Origin of the sequence: Bartonella sp. OD88NMGDW, assembly GCF_042193775.1 — a bacterium.
In the GTDB taxonomy this organism is placed as follows: Bacteria; Pseudomonadota; Alphaproteobacteria; order Rhizobiales; family Rhizobiaceae; genus Bartonella; species Bartonella grahamii.
The window spans coordinates 1-20,869 of sequence record NZ_JBHIMA010000003.1; the positions used below are offsets into that span (position 1 = coordinate 1).

General features: G+C 37.2%; 22 protein-coding genes and 1 pseudogene. 7 read left to right on the top strand and 16 right to left on the bottom strand.

The features are described from left to right. Positions 1 to 233: 233 nt before the first annotated feature. The 15 genes from ACFIJR_RS02985 to ACFIJR_RS03055 form a co-directional block, all read right to left on the bottom strand. On the bottom strand, positions 234 to 986 hold the full coding sequence (locus ACFIJR_RS02985; protein WP_375651699.1) for a type IV secretion system protein: 753 nt from the start codon (positions 984 to 986) through the stop codon (positions 234 to 236). Beyond that, positions 983 to 3,454, bottom strand: coding sequence for a VirB4 family type IV secretion/conjugal transfer ATPase (locus ACFIJR_RS02990; RefSeq protein ID WP_375653536.1), 2,472 nt, complete (start codon positions 3,452 to 3,454; stop codon positions 983 to 985). Before ACFIJR_RS02990 ends, ACFIJR_RS02985 begins: the two co-directional genes overlap by 4 nt. Before the next feature lie 2 nt (positions 3,455 to 3,456). Next, entirely contained in the window at positions 3,457 to 3,765 is a 309-nt protein-coding gene (locus tag ACFIJR_RS02995) for a type IV secretion system protein VirB3 (RefSeq protein ID WP_015857019.1), read from the bottom strand. Between the two features lie 12 nt (positions 3,766 to 3,777). Further along, positions 3,778 to 4,086 (bottom strand): conjugal transfer protein, encoded by a 309-nt coding sequence (locus ACFIJR_RS03000; protein WP_375653538.1) that lies wholly within the window; start codon positions 4,084 to 4,086, stop codon positions 3,778 to 3,780. A gap of 125 nt (positions 4,087 to 4,211) precedes the next feature. Then, complete coding sequence (gene trwL / locus ACFIJR_RS03005; protein ID WP_375653541.1) at positions 4,212 to 4,523, bottom strand: VirB2 family type IV secretion system major pilin TrwL; 312 nt, start codon at positions 4,521 to 4,523, stop codon at positions 4,212 to 4,214. A 128-nt stretch (positions 4,524 to 4,651) separates the two neighbouring features. Continuing rightward, the gene (trwL, locus tag ACFIJR_RS03010) at positions 4,652 to 4,975 is read right to left on the bottom strand and encodes a VirB2 family type IV secretion system major pilin TrwL (RefSeq protein ID WP_375653543.1); all 324 of its coding nucleotides are present in this window, start codon (positions 4,973 to 4,975) and stop codon (positions 4,652 to 4,654) included. 56 nt (positions 4,976 to 5,031) lie between these two features. After that, on the bottom strand, positions 5,032 to 5,352 hold the full coding sequence (trwL, locus tag ACFIJR_RS03015) for a VirB2 family type IV secretion system major pilin TrwL (protein WP_375653545.1): 321 nt from the start codon (positions 5,350 to 5,352) through the stop codon (positions 5,032 to 5,034). A 124-nt stretch (positions 5,353 to 5,476) separates the two neighbouring features. Then, positions 5,477 to 5,794 (bottom strand): VirB2 family type IV secretion system major pilin TrwL, encoded by a 318-nt coding sequence (trwL, locus tag ACFIJR_RS03020; RefSeq protein ID WP_375653548.1) that lies wholly within the window; start codon positions 5,792 to 5,794, stop codon positions 5,477 to 5,479. A gap of 76 nt (positions 5,795 to 5,870) precedes the next feature. Next, positions 5,871 to 6,191, bottom strand: coding sequence for a VirB2 family type IV secretion system major pilin TrwL (trwL, locus tag ACFIJR_RS03025; protein WP_375653550.1), 321 nt, complete (start codon positions 6,189 to 6,191; stop codon positions 5,871 to 5,873). Between the two features lie 112 nt (positions 6,192 to 6,303). Next, on the bottom strand, positions 6,304 to 6,621 hold the full coding sequence (gene trwL / locus ACFIJR_RS03030) for a VirB2 family type IV secretion system major pilin TrwL (RefSeq protein ID WP_375653553.1): 318 nt from the start codon (positions 6,619 to 6,621) through the stop codon (positions 6,304 to 6,306). 111 nt (positions 6,622 to 6,732) lie between these two features. Beyond that, positions 6,733 to 7,047 (bottom strand): VirB2 family type IV secretion system major pilin TrwL, encoded by a 315-nt coding sequence (gene trwL / locus ACFIJR_RS03035; RefSeq protein WP_375653555.1) that lies wholly within the window; start codon positions 7,045 to 7,047, stop codon positions 6,733 to 6,735. A 140-nt stretch (positions 7,048 to 7,187) separates the two neighbouring features. Next, positions 7,188 to 7,505: a VirB2 family type IV secretion system major pilin TrwL gene (trwL, locus tag ACFIJR_RS03040; RefSeq protein WP_375653558.1), complete on the bottom strand. Its 318-nt coding sequence runs from the start codon at positions 7,503 to 7,505 to the stop codon at positions 7,188 to 7,190. Beyond that, positions 7,468 to 7,767, bottom strand: coding sequence for a KorA family transcriptional regulator (gene korA / locus ACFIJR_RS03045; protein WP_375626638.1), 300 nt, complete (start codon positions 7,765 to 7,767; stop codon positions 7,468 to 7,470). Before korA ends, trwL (ACFIJR_RS03040) begins: the two co-directional genes overlap by 38 nt. Before the next feature lie 124 nt (positions 7,768 to 7,891). Beyond that, complete coding sequence (locus tag ACFIJR_RS03050) at positions 7,892 to 8,515, bottom strand: TrwN protein (RefSeq protein WP_375653560.1); 624 nt, start codon at positions 8,513 to 8,515, stop codon at positions 7,892 to 7,894. Further along, positions 8,515 to 9,129: a hypothetical protein gene (locus ACFIJR_RS03055; RefSeq protein WP_375626634.1), complete on the bottom strand. Its 615-nt coding sequence runs from the start codon at positions 9,127 to 9,129 to the stop codon at positions 8,515 to 8,517. Before ACFIJR_RS03055 ends, ACFIJR_RS03050 begins: the two co-directional genes overlap by 1 nt. 129 nt (positions 9,130 to 9,258) lie before the next feature. Between ACFIJR_RS03055 and ACFIJR_RS03060 the strand changes: the two genes are divergently transcribed. Beyond that, positions 9,259 to 9,546 (top strand): H-NS family nucleoid-associated regulatory protein, encoded by a 288-nt coding sequence (locus ACFIJR_RS03060; protein ID WP_015857007.1) that lies wholly within the window; start codon positions 9,259 to 9,261, stop codon positions 9,544 to 9,546. Positions 9,547 to 11,095: 1,549 nt separating this feature from the next. Here ACFIJR_RS03060 and ACFIJR_RS03065 read toward each other — a convergent pair. Then, positions 11,096 to 12,373, bottom strand: a complete 1,278-nt coding sequence (locus ACFIJR_RS03065; protein ID WP_375651707.1) for a ubiquinone biosynthesis hydroxylase — start codon at positions 12,371 to 12,373, stop codon at positions 11,096 to 11,098. 732 nt (positions 12,374 to 13,105) lie between these two features. Between ACFIJR_RS03065 and ACFIJR_RS03070 the strand changes: the two genes are divergently transcribed. The 6 genes and pseudogenes from ACFIJR_RS03070 (at position 13,106) to ACFIJR_RS03095 (ending at position 20,868) form a co-directional block, all read left to right on the top strand. Then, the gene (locus tag ACFIJR_RS03070) at positions 13,106 to 15,547 is read left to right on the top strand and encodes a DNA translocase FtsK 4TM domain-containing protein (protein WP_375653563.1); all 2,442 of its coding nucleotides are present in this window, start codon (positions 13,106 to 13,108) and stop codon (positions 15,545 to 15,547) included. 731 nt (positions 15,548 to 16,278) lie between these two features. Further along, positions 16,279 to 16,526, top strand: a pseudogene (locus ACFIJR_RS03075) (DNA translocase FtsK); the annotation flags it as partial. A gap of 121 nt (positions 16,527 to 16,647) precedes the next feature. Beyond that, positions 16,648 to 17,256, top strand: a complete 609-nt coding sequence (locus ACFIJR_RS03080) for an outer membrane lipoprotein carrier protein LolA (protein WP_375651709.1) — start codon at positions 16,648 to 16,650, stop codon at positions 17,254 to 17,256. Positions 17,257 to 17,286: 30 nt separating this feature from the next. Further along, complete coding sequence (locus ACFIJR_RS03085; RefSeq protein ID WP_375653566.1) at positions 17,287 to 18,102, top strand: exodeoxyribonuclease III; 816 nt, start codon at positions 17,287 to 17,289, stop codon at positions 18,100 to 18,102. A gap of 61 nt (positions 18,103 to 18,163) precedes the next feature. Next, complete coding sequence (locus ACFIJR_RS03090) at positions 18,164 to 19,645, top strand: efflux transporter outer membrane subunit (protein WP_375626624.1); 1,482 nt, start codon at positions 18,164 to 18,166, stop codon at positions 19,643 to 19,645. Beyond that, positions 19,642 to 20,868: an efflux RND transporter periplasmic adaptor subunit gene (locus ACFIJR_RS03095; protein ID WP_375625213.1), complete on the top strand. Its 1,227-nt coding sequence runs from the start codon at positions 19,642 to 19,644 to the stop codon at positions 20,866 to 20,868. The genes ACFIJR_RS03090 and ACFIJR_RS03095 overlap by 4 nt, the downstream gene beginning before the upstream one ends. Position 20,869 lies beyond the last annotated feature (1 nt).

The window sequence follows — 20,869 nt, forward strand, 5'->3', positions numbered from 1 at the left end:
GATCAATTTTAGTGAAAAGTTGCGTGAACACTGTAAAGTCCATGGAATTCCTCTTTAATGAATTTTCAACTTTTTATATGCTTTTTAAGCATTTTTCGTTGAGCTTTTTAGGATAGAATTAAATTTCGTAGACCTTTTCAGTTTATGAGAGATAACTGAATATTATGCATTAACTTTTGCTTTTTACGAGCATACAAGAAAAATAATACAACGAAATATTGTTATAAAAAGCTTTATCTAATAAATCTTATGGTAGGCATTTTCGCGTTTTTACTATTCAAAATTTTTATGTTATGTTTGTCCTTCTGCTGTTTAATAAGTGCATGTTCAGCGTTGCGTAAATGTGTGACCATTTGTAGTTTTGCTGTTTCATTTTGTAGCTTAGCGAGCATTCCAATTATATGTGCTTGTAACTCAGCAATACTTTTTAGATCTTTTGTTGTCTTGATTTCATTTAATAGTTCTTCAATTTGCTGAAAACGATTATTTGCTTCTTCAAAAGTCTTTAAACTTACGGCTTTATCAGTGATGGCTGCATATTGAATACGATCGTTGATAAAACTGCTAGATTCATGGACAGAGATAGGAATTTCTTCTTCTTTTAAAATCTTTTTAAGTGATGTAGATAGCGCTGAAGATTCATTTCTATTGTAGAGCGTTTCTGGATTTTTGAGAAAAAAACTGCTGTGATCTGTTTGTGCATTTTTAAGTTTTTTAGTGTCGAACTTTTGGCTTCCCGTTATAGACTCGTATATCTTTTTTGTTTTCTCAAGTTGTTTTTTTAGCATATCGAGAAGTTGGGTATCAGGTTGTGAAGGTTTTTTAGGCGTTGATGTATTCGAAGATGAACCTCCAAAAAAATTGGGCCACGTCGTCGGAACTGATGCCGACAAATCTGCTGCTCCAGCGCCCCAAACCCAAGCCATTGCTGGGTTTGAAATCCCTAAAGTTATTACAATTGCTATTGAAATGACCTTTTTTTTCATGTTTCCCTCCTGTCATTTTTTGCGTGCTGTAAGAAAATTGGTAACCATATTGCTGGATCATCACCAACTTCCGCGATAATGCTTTCGGCTAATTCTGCGTTATCAGGTGTACCTGATAACACCAAGAGCTCGTCACTAAAGTCGTGTTCGATGGTTTTTCCATCGCGTGTCAGATGGAATTTACCAAGATTCAGTTCTGCAAGCGCAGATTGATCACCCTGCTTAATGAGGAATTGGCGACTAAACTCACCAAGTCCTTTAACGAGTTCAAATTCAGTATCTGTTAGTTTAAAGCCTTTTGTATAATCTTCATAGTTTGCTTTGGGGTTGGCTAGAAAAATGTAAGTTGCACACTGTTGAATGAGTGTTTTGGCAATATTACTTTCCAAGGCATCGCTAGGCTCTTGTGTTGCATAAACAAAAATACCATTTTGTTTACGGATAGTCTTTTGTTTATTTTTCGCTAAATCTTCAAAGTACGGATCTTGCAAAGGCTTCCAAAACTCATCAAAGATATACATAAATCGCTGTCCGCTAATCATGCCTTCTGTGCGGTAAAGCAAATACATCATCACTGGAGTGCGAGTTTCAAAATTATCTAAAAATTCCGTGATATCAAAGCCGTAAATTTGATGTGTTGAGAGATCAAGAGCATCATGGGGATTATCAAACAACCATCCATAATCACCACCTTCACACCATTTTAGTAAGCGAGCATGAACAGAAGGATGAGCATTATAATCACTTAAACGCGGATTTGGTAAAAATTGTACCAGAAAGGACAAACGACGGAGTGATTGGTCAATGTTACTGCCCATAACAGACATAACCGCTTTGTTAATTTCTTCCTCGTCGTGATGCGTGACCTCACCACCAGCTTCTGCCAATTTTTTAACAAATTGTTTCAGAAAAATAAGATTTTCTTGTGTGGGTGGGAGTTGGAAAGGATTGAAACCACTTCTCCTGCCTGGCTTGAATGTTAAATATTTTCCACCCATCGCCCGAATGGCAATTTCCATGCCACGATCTTTATCAAAAACAACAGTTGTCGGCTTAAATTTTTGTGCTTGTGCTAACAAAAAGCCGAGTAACACGGTTTTACCGGAACCAGATTGTCCGATAAGTGCGGTATTACCAAGTAAACGTTTATTTGTCGAGTCCTCTTCAAGTTTGGAGGCATGAAAATTGAAATAAAGCGGTGTTTTACTGGTTGTTTTAAGAATTGTGACGGCTGGGCCCCATGGGTTACCAGTGGGTTTTCCTGACATAAAATTATGAAAAGATGAAAATGATAAAAAGTTTAATGATGTAATCGGAGCAGGACGTGGTCTCCATTTCCAATTGCCAGGAAGTTGTGCCCAATAGCCAGCCTCTATCGCTAAGTCTACAGGTTTGGGGAGTAGCGCAACATCTAGTAATGCTGCACTCGCTTTGGCCATATGGTCGCGAACTTGTTGAATTGTATCACCATAGATAGTCAATGTGCAGTGATGTTCTCCCATGACAAAATGCCCACTGATAAGCTGGTTTAGTGCTTCGTCAATTTGTTCAATTTGGCTCGTTGCCACATCTCGTGCATCAATAAGATTACGCTGATGCCGTTGTAAATAGTCTCTAGCAGCATGTCGAGAGAGTACTGAAAAGCTCTGTGTCAATACGAACTCGAAGTCACTTTCCAACAAAACATTTAATTGTCCCGGTTTGGTTGTTGCATCATATTCTTTAACTTCCAGCATTCCAAATCGACGCATTCCACTGGTTGTTCGCAGTTCACCAAGAGCACCCCATTTTGAGAAAAAAGGTCGATTGATAGACATATAGTCAGCAAAACGGTCATGGCAAATTGGCATGGGGCGATATTCACCATTGACAAGCATTCCAAGGAACTCAAGTGCAGAAGAATAAGCATGTCCATTTTTTTCATAAGCACCAAGAAGTTCTGCACCGTAACGGTTTAAAGATTGGCCTAAAGTACGATTGATGTCATTGAGTTCTTTGATACATGAGTCTTGTCGCATCTTTTTTTGGTCAAGCGTTTCACGTTCATGTTGAGAAAAGAACGACATAATTTTATCCGCTATCGGCTGAAAAATGACAGTCAGATATAAATCATTGACCATCAAATTATAACCAGTAAAGCTTTGCCGATATTTTTCATCAAGTTGATAGCAAAACATTTGATCAAATGTTGAATCAGGATATTCATAAACACGGCGGCGCACAATATGTGTCCAAAATGATAAATTGGCTGATGAAATACCCCGTAGAGTATTATTAAGCTCTTTTATCCATTGAAAGATATCTTCTTCTGAAGCGCTTTGATGTGAACGCCCGTCAATCTTCCAAATCGATAAATATTCCGCATTTTTAGTAGAGATAATCGTATCTGTAATATGATGTGAATAAGGCAGAAATAGGCTTACAGGTGTCTCTGATGCAAGGCGTTTGCTACTTTCAACAACTGTCATGTTTATCTCCTTTTACTGTAATCAGAGGGACTATAACTTGATGCGCCCCAAAAACCTTTGTTTCGATTGCGAAATTTAGTATCGATCCATAACCACCAGATACGAAATGCCTTATCATCGTTTTTAGTAATTTGCACCATAATGAACCATAATGGAGGTGCTATAATCCACAAAAAGATACTTACTGTCATAGCAATAACAGCGACTCCCATAACCATAACGATAAATGGCATCATGGGGACACCCCATATAGTTGGAACACGTGTTGCTCCTTTGAATAGGGGGAATTCTTTTTGTTCTTGTGATTTCATAGGGTGCTCTTGTTAGTGGAGGTGAAATAATATGTGGCTAATATAAAAAGCTGCACCAGCAATAATGACACTGAACGCCCATCGCATAAATGTAGCTCTTGCGATGATGCGAAATATATAAATAAGCAAAAGTAATAAAAGAATGATAGCAGCAATGACAGGAATAACTATACTTAATCCATATTGCATCCCTATGAAAACATCTAAACTCTTTGTTTCCGTCTGAGCATATGCAGATTGAGTTATTAATAACATAATCGAAGTGATAAAAATAGCACTAATCTTACATATTTTTGATTGAAGCGTATTTAATTGTTTCATATCTTTTATCCCCTTTTAATTAAAGTTGCTATAAATAATATTCCTTTTTTCGTAGTATGAGCGACATTATTACTGGTACAAATCTATAATCAACGAACATTAAAAACGTTACGTATTATACTAATTTATGCATTACCTGTAAATAGCAGTTTAGCAAGTTGGGCTGAAGAACCTGCGATGACAACACCGATTGCCCATCGTATAAATGTATCCCTTTCAATGTAGCGCCCTGCATAACCAATTGCTAAGCACAGAAGTATAACAGCAGCAGCAATAGGGATAATATTAGTAGTAAGATCCGTTTGCAGAGCTTTTAAAGCATCTTCAGCTTTTAGTTTTGCATTCGCAGGATGTGCTATAAAAAATGCACTTATAGATGCAGAAATTGCTATGATTCTGTTGTTGTTTTTTGATTTGAAATTACTGAATTGTTTCATATTATACTCTTAATTAATGATTTTATTAATACTTTATATTTATTATTGTAAAGCATATGGTATTTTTACATGTTTACAATTATTAGATATAACCAATTAATTATAAATACATTACATGTTATATAGACTTACACTTGCCCCGTGAATAGCAGTTTAGCAAGTTGTGTTGCCGATCCAGCGATGACAACGCCGATTGCCCATCGTATAAATGTATCCTTTCCGATGTAGCGCCCTGCATAGAGAATGGCTAAGCATAAAAGTATAACAGCAGCAGCAATAGGGATAATATTAGTAGTAAGATCTGTTTGGAGTTCTTCTAAAGCCTTTTTTGCAGGAGCTAAACCTTGTGCTTGGGCCCATACGGGATGTATCGTAAAAAATGCAATTATAGCTGCAGAAAGTGTGATGATTTTGTTATTGTTCTTTGATTGGAAATTAGTTAGTTTTTGCATATTTCTCTCATTAAAATTTTAAATAACATTTTGTATCATAGTGGTCATCTTTAATTTTAATTAACCGTACCTGTGAATAACAGTTTAGCAAGCTGGGTTGCTGAGCCTGCGATAACAACACCAATTGCCCATCGTACAAATGTATCTTTTCCGATGTAGCGCCCTGCGTAACCAATTGCTAAGCATAAAAGTATAACAGCAGCAGCAACAGGAATAATATTATTAACAAGATCACCCTGCAGAGCATCTAAAGCAGTTTTTGCATTTGTTAATTTTACTTGAGCATACACAGGATTGCTAATAAAAAATGCAGTTATAGCCGCAGAAATTGTGATGATTTGATTATTATTTTTCTGGAAATTAGTTAATTTTCTCATATTTAGCTTCATTGATTTATCATAAATATTTTTCTACGAAATAAGAAACAATTTCATTGATGCGTAATGAAGGCATTGAAATCCAAAGTTTCTTTTACAAAAAATATTTCATATTCCAAAAGATTTATGCAGGTTTAAATAATAAATTGGCAAGTTCAGCTGCCGAGCCAGCGATGACAACACCGATTGCCCATCGTACGAATGTATCTTTTCCGATGTAGCGCCCTGCATAACCAATTGCTAAGCACAAGAGGATAACGGCAGCAGCGATAGGGATAAGCGTTTTTAAGTCTGTTTGGAGTGCATTTAAAGCGTTATTTGCAGGCTGTAAAACTACTGCTTGGGCTAACATAGGATTGGCCATAAAAAAGACAGCTGAAGCTGCAGAGCTTTTAATGATTTTATTATGAATTATTCTTTGAATGATATTTAATTGTTTCATATTGTTTATCTCAATTTAGATTTCTCTTTAGAATAAAAAAATATTTTATACAGCATGACTTTAATAGTCATTCTCATTACGCGCCTTTGAATAACAAATTGGCAAGTTCAGCTGCTGAACCAGCGATAACAACACCAATTGCCCAGCGTACAAAAGTATCTTTTCCGATGTAGCGCCCTGCATAACCAATTGCTAAGCACAAGAGGATAACGGCAGCAGCAATAGGGATAATTGCTTTTAAATCTGCTTGGAGCGCTTTTAAAGCTGTGTCTGCAGGAGTTAATGCTGCTGCTGCTTGAGCATACACAGGATTGGCCATAAAAAATATAGTTAAAGCTGCAGAAATTTTAGTAGTTTTATTTCTAATTATTGTTTGAAGAGTATTTGATTGTTTCATATTGTTTATTCCAATTTAGATTACAGTTGATATAATTTTTATTGTACTAAATAAAAACACAAAATCTAAGTTTCTTTTTATTATATAAACATTTCGTGTTTAATAAGATTTATCAGGCAGATTTAAACAATAAATTAGCAAGCTCCGCTGCAGAACCTGCGATGACAACACCGATTGCCCATCGTACAAATGTATCTTTTCCGATATAGCGTCCTGCATAACCAATTGCTAGGCATAAAAGTATAACGGCAGCAGCAACAGGGATAATCGTCTTCAAGTCTGTTTGGAGTGCAGTTAAAGCTTTGTTTGCAGGCTGTAAAACTACTGCTTGGGCTAACACAGGATTGGACATAAAAAATGCAGTTAAGGCTGCAGAGGTTCTAATAGTTTTATTCCGAATTATTGTTTGAAGATTTTTTAATTGTTTCATATTGTTTATTCCAATTTATATTACATTGGTATGAGTAATTTCTTTTCTTCAATATATTTTTTATTTAATACAATGAAAATACTGAAATTTAAGTTTTCTTTCATGAAAAGTTTATGCAGTTTGAAATAATAACTTGGCAAGTTCAGCAGCTGAACCTGCGATAACGACACCGATAGCCCATCGTACAAATGTATCTTTTCCGATATAGCGTCCTGCATAACCAATTGCTAAGCACAAAAGTATCACAGCAGCAGCAATAGGGATAAGTAGCTTTAAGTCATCTCGGAGTTTTTCTAAAGCAGTTTTTGCATTTGTTAATTTTGCTTGAGCATACACAGGATTGCTCATAAAAAATACAGTTAAAGCTGCAGAGATTGCCGTAATTTTATTATTATCCTTCAATTGAAAATTGATTAATTTTTTCATATTGTTCAACCTTATCACATTGTATTAGGTGTAAGTAGTTTTTCCATAAAATTAAGGAATAATTTCATTGATGTGCAATAAAAGTATTAAAGTCTAAAATTCTTTTTTCATTAATAAACATTTCGTGTTTAATATATTTATTAGTTTGGTTTAAATAATAAACCAGCAAGTTCAGCTGCTGAACCAGCGATAACGACCCCAATCGCCCACCGTACAAATGTATCTTTTCCGATATAGCGCCCTGCATAACCAATTGCTAAGCACAAAAGGATCACAGCAGCAGCAATAGGGATAATCGTCTTCAAGTCTGTTTGGAGTGCAGTTAAAGCTTTTTTTGCAGGATCTAAACCCGCTGCTTGGGCAGATGCAGGATTGGCCATAAAAAACACAGTTAAAGCTGCTGAAAATGCAGCAATTTTATTACGAGCTGTTGTGTGAAGAATATTTAATTGTTTCATGTTGTTTATCCTGATTAAGATTAAAACTCCCACAAATGACCCCTCGTTCATGAAGAAACTTAAAGAGATATTTTGGATCAGCCCAAGTTCTTAGTTTTCCTCTTTGTGTAAGTAACGTATATTTATTTGGCTTTCCGGTGATTGGATCATCGGAAATAAACGTAAAATACCATTCTCTTTCTGAAAGCATCACGACTGTAATCTCACGTGCTGCTTTTTGACTAAATGCTATGTCAACGCTGTTTTGTTCTATCATTTTCATTATCTTTGCCCTCAATTAGAAGAGATTTTGTCCAATCTTACTAATTAGAGCTTTAACATTTTCTTATCTACCTTTCATTATAATATCCTATCAAAATTCTAGAGTTTCGTGAAAATATCAGTTGTCACTCTAGCGAGCCTCTCGATGAAGAAAAATCTTCAGCTGAAAAAGCATCGTTGGTGCCACTTTCTTTATGTGTAAATGCATCTTCTTCTCCTTTTGAAGAGAGAGGAAGAGAATCTACGTTAGTTGCCTGTTCTAGTTCTTCTTTTTTAAGCTTTACAGGCTCCTGCAAATCTTCATTTTCTCGTACAGCAGCTTTTACTCCAATATATGAAGTAACTTTTTGTATAGAGGTGTGGTTTGAGTTTTCTGTGTTGTAGAAATTTAGCACAGATTGCAAAGTCGCTTTTTCAAAGATGCACTTTGATGTTGTTTGTTCATAGCAGTAAGTTAGAGCGTTTTGTACAGCTGTAAGATTTCCGCAAAAATCAAATGCATCAAAAAGAGAAAACAATTTCACATTTCCAACACCAATTTGCCCTAAAATTATGTTAAAATTATGTTCTCTCTGTTCAGTTGTTGCGATTGTTTCCTTAAGCTGAGATGATTGATAGAAGAAGTTATCTTTATCATCTGTTACGTAGACATTGTCCCGCGCTTCTTGTTCGGCGATAACTGAAAATGTTATGGGGGGCGTATTGGATATGTATGCAGCAGCAAAAAATGTGAAATCTGGAACAATCATTAGCAATACACCTTATTATGAAGAATTTTATTAATACAAATGCTCATTCTTTGTGGTGCATTTTCTCGTTGTTTTTTGATTTTATAAATTTGCAGAACGAGATTGTTTAGCTTAGAATATTCCTTGTGATTATTGTTTTGTTCTCTTCTAAAAATATTTCTAATATATGCGAGTATCCAACCAACAAGATAAAAGTGCGGAATAAAATAGAGCACGTTATGCCAACCAATATTATTGGAATCACGAAAAAAGGCGCTGCTTTTAAAAAATAATAATCTTTGATACTGTATTGAAGCTGCTTGTTTTACATAATTCTCTGGTTGCAAAAATCTTTTCAAAAAAAATTTATACGAAGTAAAAAGCCGTTGTGTGTAAGGGGAGGTTTTATTGTCATAATGAACTACACTATCATTATACAGAGAGGGCTTGTTCTTTGTTGCGTATTGCCATAACTTATAGAGTGACGATTTATATTTACTTTTGACTACTGATTCATGAGAGTCAGAGAGGTGTGATGGCGTTTGAGCACTGCATTTAGTAGTTTCAGCGATTGAGCTGAAAAAAGATGCAGTGATGGTAATTGATGTACCAATAAACAGTTCTTTGTGGTCCAAAGCACATCTCCGTCAAAGTGATATATGCATCGTAATTTTAATTTCGATAATAAATGGACAGAAATTGTCTATAATTGTGTTTAAAATATGGCAAGAAAAAAATTCTTTTTTGCAAGGGGAGTAATTAAGGTGAATGATCTCAAAAATATGAATTTTGATGAACTACAAGAGATGCGTACACAAATCGATGTGGAATTAAAAAAACGGCAAGCAAAGGAAAAGCAAAATGCGCGACGAAAAATTCTTGAAATTGCTAACGCCCATGGAATTGATATCGCTGATCTTGTGAGCAAAGAGCGCCATTATAGAAATCCTAATAACCAATGGGAATTATGGAATGGGCGTGGACGTAGACCTAAGTGGATTAAAGAGTGGTTGGAGAATGGGTATACACTTGATGAACTTGAAGTAACATAATACGTGTGCGATATTTACAAGATAAGGGAATACTAGGGAATGTAAATGCAAGAAGTATGCTCTTTTGGGTAATTTGATTGTATAAACATACTGAACAAATATATTAAAGTATTGAGTGATCAAATAAAATGATAGGGGGCATGAACAAATGTATTTAAGTGAAAAAGTCTTGTTGTTATAATCTGGCAAGCATAATGATGATGCCGGATTAAAATATTGTAATTGCTTTTGGCATTTGAGAGAGGGGGATATTTTACTTCTTTTTATAGTTTTATTGACTCTTTACAAAAATGGTCGAAATGAGAATGATTTATTGCATAGGGATTTTCACTCAATATGTAAAATGATAATTTTATCAATTAATATGTTAATAAATTAGCATACTTATATTTTTGAAATATTGTTCTGTAAAACAAGCCTGATGTTATAGATTTTGTTTGGTCTTTTTTCTGTAAGATTATATATGAGGCATTTACTTTATTTATCGATTTATCGTTCGTTTAGTTGAGATGAGTGAGTGTGTAGGAAATGAAAAATCTCTATGGCTGTTATGAGTTTTATAGAATTTATGACATATTTCTGAGCGTTTGTGATTAAAATTCATTTATGAGCATTTATGAATAATGAATTATGAATAAAGAGCGTATTTGAAAATAAAAGGATTAAGCCATTCTATTGCGGTTTATCTTCTTTTATGGTGTGAAATAGGGGGGTGATATGCACGTTTACAATTTTGTGTGATGGTATAGATTACGGAACACTTTGTTATATATCGGAATATTTTTTCTAAAATTGTGTGGTATTCCACAATAAGTTAAAGGGTTTGTCTGAGGAATAGAATACCTCAAACGGGATACAGTTGTGTTACCAATTTACGCGCTTGTTTTAAAAGAAAAATTTTTCAATGCAACGAAGCTTATTTTATGATGCTTTTCGTGAATAGTATAACGTGAAAGTCCCTATGATTACATAAAATCCATTTTTGTACACCAGCTTTTATTTCAATAAAAAATATAAGCCGGCGTCCTTATACACTTTACTCGCCTCCAATATTGCTAAAGTCCTTAGTTCTTGAGAGAGGGAGGTTTTTTATTGCTTTGTTTAATTTTTTTTATTTATACGACACTCTCGTTCGTGATGTGCAAGTGAATGATTTTGATTGCTTAAACATGAGAGAGATTTGAAATAAGGGTATTTTATGATCGTTAGATTTCTCACTCAATATGAGAACAATGAATTTATTATTATAAATAAAATGTTGTGTGCTAAAAAGTCTTGTTTATTTCGTTATGACGTGAAATGGCTTCTTTTAAGGTGTGGTGATATAAGGCAACCTCTTTGAGACATTATTTTTCAGTGCGTGGTGAATATTCTTAGAATGTACTCGCTTGTCGAGTCTTATGTTAAGTGAAATATGGGAGGAGGAAGTCAAGAGAAAATTACTCGACAGGAATCTGGTTTGTAAACAGATTGGATGAGATAGGAATTTTTTGTTCTTTGAAGGAGGAAGGCAAAGGTTGTAAAAAAGTGAAATAGGATGAATTTTTGCTTAAAGTGGGAAGCCGTGTAGAAGACGTGGGGCATTGGGAGTGAGACCGGCAGCTTCTTGAATGAAGTATTTTTTTATTTTTGGCGCTTGATTAACGATACCAAGGCCGGTATCGCGGAGCATCCGTAAAAGAAGGCTATCATTAGAAAAGAGTTTATTAAGCCAATCATTGCTTAAAGCCATACGGACAACTTCAAAACGTCTCCAGCTTTGATAGCGCTCTAAAGCAGTGAGGGAGCCAATGTCAAGACCTAGTCGTGCTGCTTCAATAATCACTTCAGCGAGGGCAGCGCTATCGCGTAATCCTAAATTGAGTCCTTGTCCTGCAATGGGGTGGATGGTATGGGCGGCGTCGCCAACGAGAGCAAAACGTGGTTTAACGCATTGACGTGTTAAAGAAAGACTTAAAGGAAAAGCTTGACGTTCGCCATTCCAAGAGAGTTTGCCTAATCGATGGCCAATGCGTCTTTCGAGTTCTGTTTCAAAAATAAGGGCATTAGCTTTGAGATAATATTGCGCAGTTTTATGATCTTCATTCCACACAATGGCAGATCGGTTGCCTTTGAGAGGGAGAAGAGCAAAAGGACCGGCAGGTAAAAAATGTTGAATTGCTTGACCATTATGGGGTTTTTCATGTTCAACTGTGCAGATGATTGCTGTTTGTTTATAGGGATGAGAAAAGTTTTTAAGACCTGCTTTTTGGCGTAATTTCGAATGGGCTCCGTCGGCTGCAATAAGCAATTTTGTTTGCCAAACCTCTTCATTATTTAAAGTGACGGTTTTATGTTGGTCTTCTTGATGAAAATCAATGACACGCTTGTTTGCAATAACAGGAATATTGAGATCTTTGACACGTTTTTTTAAAGTGTTGATGAGTTCTCTATGTTCTACCATAGCAGCAAAGGGCTCACCAGGGTTAATATCGCCTTCAAAGGTTAAAAGGGTGGGTTTGACAGGATCACTTGTGCTTGTGTCTGTGATGATCATTGAATGAATGGGTTGCGCATAGGGTTTTATAGGTTCCCAACATTGTAATTGTTTTAACATACGAATAGAAGCAGCAGCAAGGGCAATGGCTCGTATGTTAGAAGCAGGGGTATCTCCTTGTGGAGCAGCATCAACGATTTTTATTTTCAGATTAGGGGCTGTTTGTTTGAGTGCTATCGCTAGGGTTAAACCGACAGCTGCCCCTCCTGCAATGAGCAGATCACATTGTTTAGTTTTATGAGATTTAATTTTTTTATTGGGTTGTACGTCTTTATTGCGATTAGAACACACAATACTTCTTCCATTGTTTACAGTTTGCTTTTTTTAAAAAAGAATATCTTTTTAAATTGCCTAAAATATCTTAACGTTTACTTTTCTTTCTACTTTACAAAACGAGGTTTCTTTTTGGCACCAATCTGATGACAGATTGGTTTTTCAGAGTTCTTCTGCTTAATCATTTATGTGATTCATTTTACAGATTTATCGGATAAGCTTTTTTGAATGTCCTCTTCAATTCTTTTTACACTTGGTTGATAAAAAAGAAAACTAAAAATAACCAAAGATGGTCGTGTATTTTTTAAGTTGTATGAATTACTTTAGTATGCCTGTCCTGAAGGGGACATTTAGTTAGTATGATAAATAAAAAACTGTGTTCATTCGTGATGGTTAAAACAGTATTCATATTTTGCCGTTATCATGATGTAGCGTAAAAAACATCGTCTGTTTAGGAGGTGCCTATAGGACCCATGTAAAACTTTACACATGAGGTGTTTTTTGGTTGATCGTGTGATAAAATATTCAGCGAGAGCTTTTTGTGCGCCTTATGAAGGATAGTCTCTTAGGGTGGTGATGTATGAGTGATATGAAGTGGTTAGAAGGTAGAATGCGCTAGACTAGATAAAAAGTCGGATTGTTTACAGGTTATTTGTTTACAGATTGGCACAGAGTTTAAGCTTCATCCTTTTTTACGAGAGAGAGTTATAACTCTTTAAAATATGAAAGTTTTGTATTTGGAATTGATAGATGCACCGAAGTTCTTCTCCTTATGATTCATTAGAAGTGCGAAATTCTCAAGGTTCGCGTCTTATTGAGATGTTTTTACGTCAGATAGGGGTATTTATTGGGCTTGGGCTTTTGGGCTTTATTATTTTTTGTGTATTTGCTTTGGCGACGTGGAATGTTGAGGATCCATCTTTAACCCATGCAAGTACAAATGAGGTTACAAACCTTATGGGGTGGATGGGGGCAATTTTTTCAGATTTTATTATGCAGTTTTTTGGCTTGGCAAGTCTTGCTGTTTTGTTACCGCCATTATTTTGGTCTTTTCTCTTGTTGGCGCAAAAGAATATCTACAATTTGACTTTGCGCTTTTTTTTATGGGCGCTATCAACGATTTGTTTTTTAATTGCTTTTGCCCTTATGTCACCTGTTGCTTCTTTTACTTATTGGCCATTGCCAATGGGATTGGGAGGGGTTTTAGGAGATAAAGCTTTAAGTGTTGCTTCTTCAGTTTTTCCTCTTTTTCTTTCTCCTCTTTACACGGTGTTTTTCAGTGTTGTTTTTATTCTTTTAGGTTTTTTCACTGCTGCTTTTGCTGGCAATGTGATATGGCGGCGTCGAACAAAGAAAAGAAAAGAAAAAAGCATTCCAAAAGATGCAATCGTTAATCCAGTTTTTGAATTGGAAGAAGATACGGAATATGCTGCAGAGGATGATCGTGAAAATCATGGTTTTTTTGCGACAACTTTTGGCGCTCTTTTACATCTTTTTTATTTTTTACAAGCGCGTTTCTTTCGTTTTTTCTGTTTCAAAAGGCGTTTTCAGAGTAAGGGGCAAGGAAAGTCATTTGATCGAATTGAGCCAACTTTTTTGGGTGAAAAAGTAAAGTGTGAGGAAAATCAAAATAAAACCTATGTTGCTTCTGTTAAAAATCGAAAGTCTTTAACAGCTTCTTCAAATGGTGATTTTGTTCTTCCTCTTGTAGATTATCTTTCGGTTCCACCACCGTCTGTTAGAGATGCAAAACTTTCTCCTGCTGTTTTAAGAGCAAATTCTCAGGAACTTGAAGGGGTTTTGTTAGATTTTGGAGTTAAAGGGCAAATTATTGATGCTTGTCCTGGACCTGTGGTGACTTTGTATGAATTTGAACCGGCTGCTGGCATTAAGTCCTCCCGTATTATTGGTTTGGCAGATGATATTGCACGCTCGATGCGTGCGATTTCAGCGCGTGTTGCGGTGGTTCCAGGACGCAATGTGATTGGAATAGAATTGCCTAATGCAAAGCGTGAGATGGTTTATTTACGAGAAATGTTGCAGGCGCAAGAATTTATTGACAGCAAAGCAAAGCTAGGACTTGCTTTAGGTAAGACAATCGGGGGGGAAGCTGTTATTGCAGATTTAGCAAAAATGCCCCATCTTTTGGTTGCTGGTACAACAGGATCGGGAAAGTCTGTTGCTATCAATACAATGATTTTATCATTGCTTTATCGTATGACACCTGAACAATGTCGTCTCATTATGGTGGATCCGAAAATGCTTGAGCTTTCGGTTTATGATGGCATTCCTCATTTATTAACACCCGTGGTGACAGATCCTAAAAAAGCCGTGATTGCTTTAAAGTGGGCTGTTCGTGAAATGGAAGAGCGCTATAGTAAAATGTCAAAATTAGGCGTTCGTAATATTGATGGGTTTAATGCACGTCTTAGGGAAGCAGCAAGTCAGGGAGAGACAATGGCGCGGACAATTCAAGTTGGATTTGATCGCGAGACCGGTGAGCCTCTTTATGAAACGGAAACACTTGATTTTAGTCCTATGCCCTATATTGTTGTCATTATTGATGAAATGGCTGATTTGATGATGGTTGCTGGTAAAGACATTGAAGGCGCGGTTCAACGCTTGGCACAAATGGCACGTGCTGCCGGTATCCACGTGATTATGGCGACGCAGCGTCCTTCTGTCGATGTTATTACTGGGACGATCAAAGCCAATTTTCCTACACGTATTTCTTTTTCTGTAAGTTCAAAAATCGATAGCCGAACAATTTTGGGCGAACAGGGGGCTGAGCAATTATTGGGACAAGGAGATATGCTCTTTATGATGGGAGGAGGACGTGTTCAACGTGTGCATGGTCCTTTTGTTGCAGATGATGAAGTGGAGCAGGTTGTTGCGCATCTCAAAGCGCAAGCACGACCTGATTATTTGGAAACAATTACGCAAGAAGTTGAAGAGGATGGTGCTGATGTTTCTTTAGCTTCTCCTTCAGAAGATGATCCCTATAGCCAAGCTGTTGCTATTGTGCTTCGTGATCGTAAGGCTTCGACTTCTTATATTCAACGCCGTTTAGGCATTGGTTATAACCGTGCTGCTACATTGATTGAGAGGATGGAAGAAGAAGGTATCATTAGTCCAGCAAATCACGCAGGGAAACGAGAAATTTTAGTGCCTGCCGAAGAAGAACGCTTTTGAAAAATCTTTATAGTTGCTTTCTATAACATCTTATAAAACAAGTGTTTATCCTACTGTATCGTAGAAAGTCTGTATTTTCATATACCAGTTCTCGATTTGCGATAGCTCCTTGGCACTTGAGACTCTTTATAAGGGGATTCTTTATCTTATATAACTTTTATTCACACACCAACCTTGCTTGTAACGTGCAAGCAAATGATTTGAGTTGATTCAATATGAGAGAGTATGAGATGAGAGAATCTTACTGTATTTGGCGTTATGATTTAAGTTAAAAAGATAATTTATTATAAATCAATATCTTGGTATAAAATAATGTTATTGCGAGTGTAGGGGTATAAAAGCATGTAAGGCTTGATATTTAAGTGTCTTTTTAAGTGCGCTCTAAATATTTAGGGGCAAGGCTTATCTGTGGAGCCTTATATAGATGAATCATATGGGGTGGGAAGCTAAGTGAAATCTGCTAAACTTCAAACTGTTTACAGACTGGTTCGGGTGAAAATTTTTATTCTTTTGGATTGGAAGGAAGTCAAAAAAGCATTTTTGCCACTTAAAGGAGTTTTCAGGTTCGCGAGCAATATATGTTTAGTACTTAATCCGTTATGTATTGACTATAATTTATATTGCTTCACAGATTAGGGGTGGGAAAGAATATATAAAGAATATATTATGCGTTTAGAAAATCAGCAGAAAAGCGGGAAATTTGAATGCCTTCGGAAATTTAAACGCAGACTGATTATTTGGAAACGATACCGCAGGCAATAAAGAAGGATGTTTCTTTGGCTTTTTCTTTAGCAGATGATCCCTATAGTCAAGCTGTTGCTATTGTGCTTCAACTTCTCATATTCAACATTGTTTAGGTATTGGTTATAACCGTGCCGCAACATTGATTGAAAAGATGGAAGAAGAAGGCATTATTAGTCCAGCAAATGATATGGGTAAGCAAAAAGTTTTGGAGATTGTCGAAGAAGAATACTGTTAAAAATATTTTGATATTTTTTTCAAACAATATCTTTATTTTATAAAGAAGGGTATTTATTCATCGTTGATCACTTAAGTTATAAATTATAAAGTCAATTAAACATTGCTTGGGAGCATTTTTTATGAAAACGTCTTTTTTTCCGCAAAGAAGAGTCTTTGGGTTGGTGGGAATTATTATCTTTTGGTGTTTAACTTTTCCTGTTTTTTCGCAAGCGTCTAATAAAGTGATAAAGGCGCAAAATGTTGTAAATCACTTTGCGGCAATCAAAACAATGACAGGTGATTTTATTCAGTTTAGTCCAAAGGGAAAAATGTCCCAAGGGACATTTTATTTAGAGCGCCCAGGGAAAATTCGTTTTATTTATAAGAAAATGCCTTTACAGATTATTGCAGATGGCCAATTTGTAGGTATTAACAATCGGGCTTTGAATACTTGGAACTTTTCACAACTTTCGCAAACGCCAATGAAGTTTCTGTTGGCTGATAAAATTGATATATCTTCTGGGCGCTTGTTGGCATTTCGCGAAGATCCAGGGGCTGTGACGATTGTTCTGCGTGATAAAACGATTGGGGCTGGGCAAATAAGGATGGTTTTTGATTCTAAAGGCTCTGCTTTGCGGCAGTGGACAATTGTTGACCAACAAAATTTGGAAACTACTGTGCAGATTATGAATGTGCGGACAGACGTCCGTTTCGCTAATGGAATGTTTGCACTTCCTTCGAAGAAATAGTGCGGTGTTGTTTCATTGGGATTGAAATGGATGTTATTTCGTATTGCAACTTGGAATATTAATTCTATTCGTTTGCGTCTTGCACAGGTTTTTCAGTATTTGGAACTCTTTTCCGCAGATGTTTTGTGTCTACAGGAAACAAAATGTCCAGATGCTTTATTTCCAGTGGGGGCTTTTGAAGCAGCGGGTTATAAGCATATCGCATTGAGTGGACAAAAATCTTATAACGGGGTGGCTATTATTTCTCGTTTGCCTTTTAAAAAGGTAGAAAAGCGTTTCTTTTGCCAAAACCAAGATTGCCGCTATATCTCAGTTATTGTGGAAGCCCATGGGAGAAGCTTGCGGATTCATAATTTTTATGTTCCTGCTGGGGGAGATATTCCAGATGCTGATGTGAATGAAAAATTTCGTCATAAGCTTGATTTTTTAGAAGAAATGTCTTCCATACGTGCGGATCAAGGAGATGGTCTTTCTTCTCTTTTGGTGGGCGATTTAAATATTGCTCCTTTGGCAGAGGATGTTTGGTCTCATCAGCAATTGTTGAAGGTTGTAAGCCATACTCCCATTGAAACCGAGCGTTTACAGGACTTGTGTTGTCAAGGTGGATGGGTTGATCTGATGCGGTTTCATATTCCTGCTCCTACCAAGCTTTATACATGGTGGAGTTATCGTGCACGCGATTGGGCATTTACCGATTATGGACGGCGGCTTGATCATGTTTGGTCTTCTCCTGATTTAGCACCTTTTGTTGTAGATCTTTCGATTTTTCGTGATGCGCGCGGATGGGAACGCCCTTCAGATCATATTCCTGTGCAAACTGTATTTGATTTTTCACGTCAAGTTTGAAATAAGAGGTAAATAAAGTATTAATATTAAATAATGATTCTGAAAGAATGCGGGAGACTAGATGTATATCAGAAATCTCAAAAGGGGCGCTTCTCGTGGATTACTTTCTTGTGTCTTGTTGTGTTTGCTTTTGTCAGGATGTATGGTTGGTCCTAATTACCAGAAAACATCTTTTCGTGTTCCAGCAGTTTGGGGAGAAAAATCTGCACAGACTGTAGGACAGCCAGTTGCGCTTGCCGGATGGTGGCGGCGTTTGAATGACCCTGTTCTAGATGCATTAATGGATTATGCGATTTCTGGAAATAATAATGTTGCTGTTGCCAAAGCTCGGGTACGTGAGGCACGTGCGGGTTTAGGACAGGTTGTGGGAACTCTTTTGCCAAATGTGTCCAATTCAATTTCAGGAACCCGTAGTTATTCTGGACAGTCTGATGCATTGTTAAACCAATATCATAGTGGTTTTGATGCAAGCTGGGAGCTTGATTTTTTTGGTGGGCATAAACGAGCGGTTGAAGCAGCGCGTTATGGTCTTGATGCGGCTGTGGAAGATATGCGCGCTACCATGGTGACATTGTTAGGAGATGTGGCAACAAATTATGTACAAATGCGTGGTTGGCAACAGAAATTGTTAATTGTGCGGCAAATTGCAGTATCACAACGTAAAACCTATGAATTGATGCGTGCTAGATTAACAGCTGGTGATGTTTCTGAGCTCGATGTTTCAAATGCGCAAGCACAAATGGCAAATACAGAAGCAGATATATCACAGATGGAAGCGAATTTAGCAATGAGCGTTCATCGTCTTTCTGTCTTAACTGGTCGTGTGCCTACGGCATTGAAGGCTCTTTTACAAAAAAATGCTAAGCATACAAAGATTCCACAACCGCACTGGCCGATACCAGCAGGAATTCCAGCTGATATTTTGTTAACACGTCCGGATTTACGACGGGCAGAGCGTCAATATGCGCAAGCGACAGCGCGGATTGGTCAACGTGAAGCAGATCGCTATCCCTCACTTACTTTAACAGGTAATATTTCGACAGCCGCAACGGCGATAGATCAGTTATGGAAAAATTCAACGATTGGTTGGTCTTTTGGGCCTGGTTTGCGTTTTCCTTTTTTTAATGGAGGTCAGGTTGAGGCTTCTATTGCGGTAGCGCGTGCACAGCGTGATCAAGCTTTTATTACTTATCGGGCTGCTGTTTTGGGAGCTTTAGAAGATGTAGAAAATGCGCTGGTAAGATTAACTAAAGAACATCAACGCTTAGAAAAGCTGATCATTGCGAATAAAGCTTCTCTTCATTCCTTAAAACTTTCACGGAGTCTTTTTGAGAATGGAAATACCAGTTTTCTTGAATTGTTAAACGCTGATCGCTCTTATTATTCTGCACAAATGGCACTTAAAGATAGCCGTGTTTCTTTGGTTACGCAATATATCACGTTGATGAAAGCATTGGGGGGGGGCTGGGATGGCGTTGTTGATGTATCACGTCCGGAAGTCGTTGATGGTGCACCTCGTTCGCGTGCAAAGGTAGGAAAATGAAAAAAAGTCTACTCAAAAATTTCATTACAAAACACAAAAAACTTTCTTTCTTTTTAGCTGCTATATTTCTTCTTCTCTTGTTTTTATGGTTGCGTTCTGTTGTTTTTGGAACATCTAGCCCAACTTATATAACCGCGGTGGTGAAGCGTGGGGATATTGAGGAAAGTGTTTTAGCTTCTGGTCTTGTACGTCCTTATCGGTTGGTGGCTGTTGGTGCGCGTGCAACAGGGCGTGTGGTGTCAATGCGCGTTTCTCCTGGGAGTGTTGTGAAAGAAGGCGATCTCTTGGCAGAAATTGATCCTACAGATCAAGAAAATGATTTAAAAAGAAAAAAAGCAGCATTATCTCACTATTATGCGAGTTTGGTAGAACAAGAAGCCCATCTTTCTCTTGCGCAGAAAAATTTAGCACGTCAGAAAAAAATGATCGAGTCACGTGCGGTTTCACGGGCTAATCTCGATGATGCTGCGACACAAGTAAAAATACGTGAGGCACAAATTGCTCAACTTCAACAGCAGATTGTGCAAGCACAAATTGATGTGGATAGTGCAGAGGTCAATTTAGGTTATACACGCATCATTGCTCCTTCAGCGGGAACGGTTTTGGCAACAGTTGTGGAAGAAGGACAGAATGTGAATGCGGTTCAGTCGGCGCCAACAATTGTTATTTTGGGCGATTTGTCAAAGATGACGATCAAGGCGCAAATTTCAGAAGCTGATGTTCTTAAAGTTCAAGCTGGACAACCACTTTATTTTACAGTTTTAGGGAATTCGCAGCGTCGTTATGAGGGCGTTTTAGAAAAGATAGAGCCGGCTCCTGAAGCAATTCGTGCTGATGTGAGTATTAATCCTGGTATGGTAGGGGGGTCTAGTGCTTTAATCTCATCAGCTATTTATTATAACGGAATTTTACATGTTGATAATGCGGACAATTTTTTGCGAACCTATATGACTGCTCAAGTTCATATTATCTTAGGGCGTGCTCAAAATGTTTTGTTGGTTCCAAGCGATGCTTTACGCGATGAGACAAAAGAGCATAAGGCATGGGTTTCTGTTTTGGAGGGGGGGAACAAGGTGGTTACTAAACAGGTGAGCGTTGGTTTGAATAATAAAGTGATGGCAGAGATTGTTTCAGGACTGAATGAGGGTGATGTTGTTATCACCGGCTCGCCTGATGGGGTGATGCCAGAACCTTCTGACGTGCATAGTGAAGACGAGATTTAAG

Coding starts and splice junctions, on each gene's coding strand:
- ACFIJR_RS02990 (WP_375653536.1), bottom strand. CDS start 3,454: ATGACAGTTGTTGAAAGTAGCAAACGCCTTGCATCAGAGACACCTGTA.
- ACFIJR_RS02995 (WP_015857019.1), bottom strand. CDS start 3,765: ATGAAATCACAAGAACAAAAAGAATTCCCCCTATTCAAAGGAGCAACA.
- ACFIJR_RS03090 (WP_375626624.1), top strand. CDS start 18,164: ATGTATATCAGAAATCTCAAAAGGGGCGCTTCTCGTGGATTACTTTCT.
- trwL (WP_375653558.1), bottom strand. CDS start 7,505: ATGAAACAATTAAATATTCTTCACACAACAGCTCGTAATAAAATTGCT.
- trwL (WP_375653541.1), bottom strand. CDS start 4,523: ATGAAACAATTCAGTAATTTCAAATCAAAAAACAACAACAGAATCATA.
- trwL (WP_375653555.1), bottom strand. CDS start 7,047: ATGAAAAAATTAATCAATTTTCAATTGAAGGATAATAATAAAATTACG.
- ACFIJR_RS03080 (WP_375651709.1), top strand. CDS start 16,648: ATGAAAACGTCTTTTTTTCCGCAAAGAAGAGTCTTTGGGTTGGTGGGA.
- ACFIJR_RS03050 (WP_375653560.1), bottom strand. CDS start 8,515: ATGATTGTTCCAGATTTCACATTTTTTGCTGCTGCATACATATCCAAT.
- ACFIJR_RS02985 (WP_375651699.1), bottom strand. CDS start 986: ATGAAAAAAAAGGTCATTTCAATAGCAATTGTAATAACTTTAGGGATT.
- trwL (WP_375653548.1), bottom strand. CDS start 5,794: ATGAAACAATTAAATATCATTCAAAGAATAATTCATAATAAAATCATT.
- ACFIJR_RS03000 (WP_375653538.1), bottom strand. CDS start 4,086: ATGAAACAATTAAATACGCTTCAATCAAAAATATGTAAGATTAGTGCT.
- korA (WP_375626638.1), bottom strand. CDS start 7,767: ATGAAAATGATAGAACAAAACAGCGTTGACATAGCATTTAGTCAAAAA.
- ACFIJR_RS03095 (WP_375625213.1), top strand. CDS start 19,642: ATGAAAAAAAGTCTACTCAAAAATTTCATTACAAAACACAAAAAACTT.
- trwL (WP_375653553.1), bottom strand. CDS start 6,621: ATGAAACAATTAAAAAATCTTCAAACAATAATTCGGAATAAAACTATT.
- trwL (WP_375653550.1), bottom strand. CDS start 6,191: ATGAAACAATCAAATACTCTTCAAACAATAATTAGAAATAAAACTACT.
- trwL (WP_375653543.1), bottom strand. CDS start 4,975: ATGCAAAAACTAACTAATTTCCAATCAAAGAACAATAACAAAATCATC.
- ACFIJR_RS03070 (WP_375653563.1), top strand. CDS start 13,106: ATGCACCGAAGTTCTTCTCCTTATGATTCATTAGAAGTGCGAAATTCT.
- ACFIJR_RS03085 (WP_375653566.1), top strand. CDS start 17,287: ATGTTATTTCGTATTGCAACTTGGAATATTAATTCTATTCGTTTGCGT.
- trwL (WP_375653545.1), bottom strand. CDS start 5,352: ATGAGAAAATTAACTAATTTCCAGAAAAATAATAATCAAATCATCACA.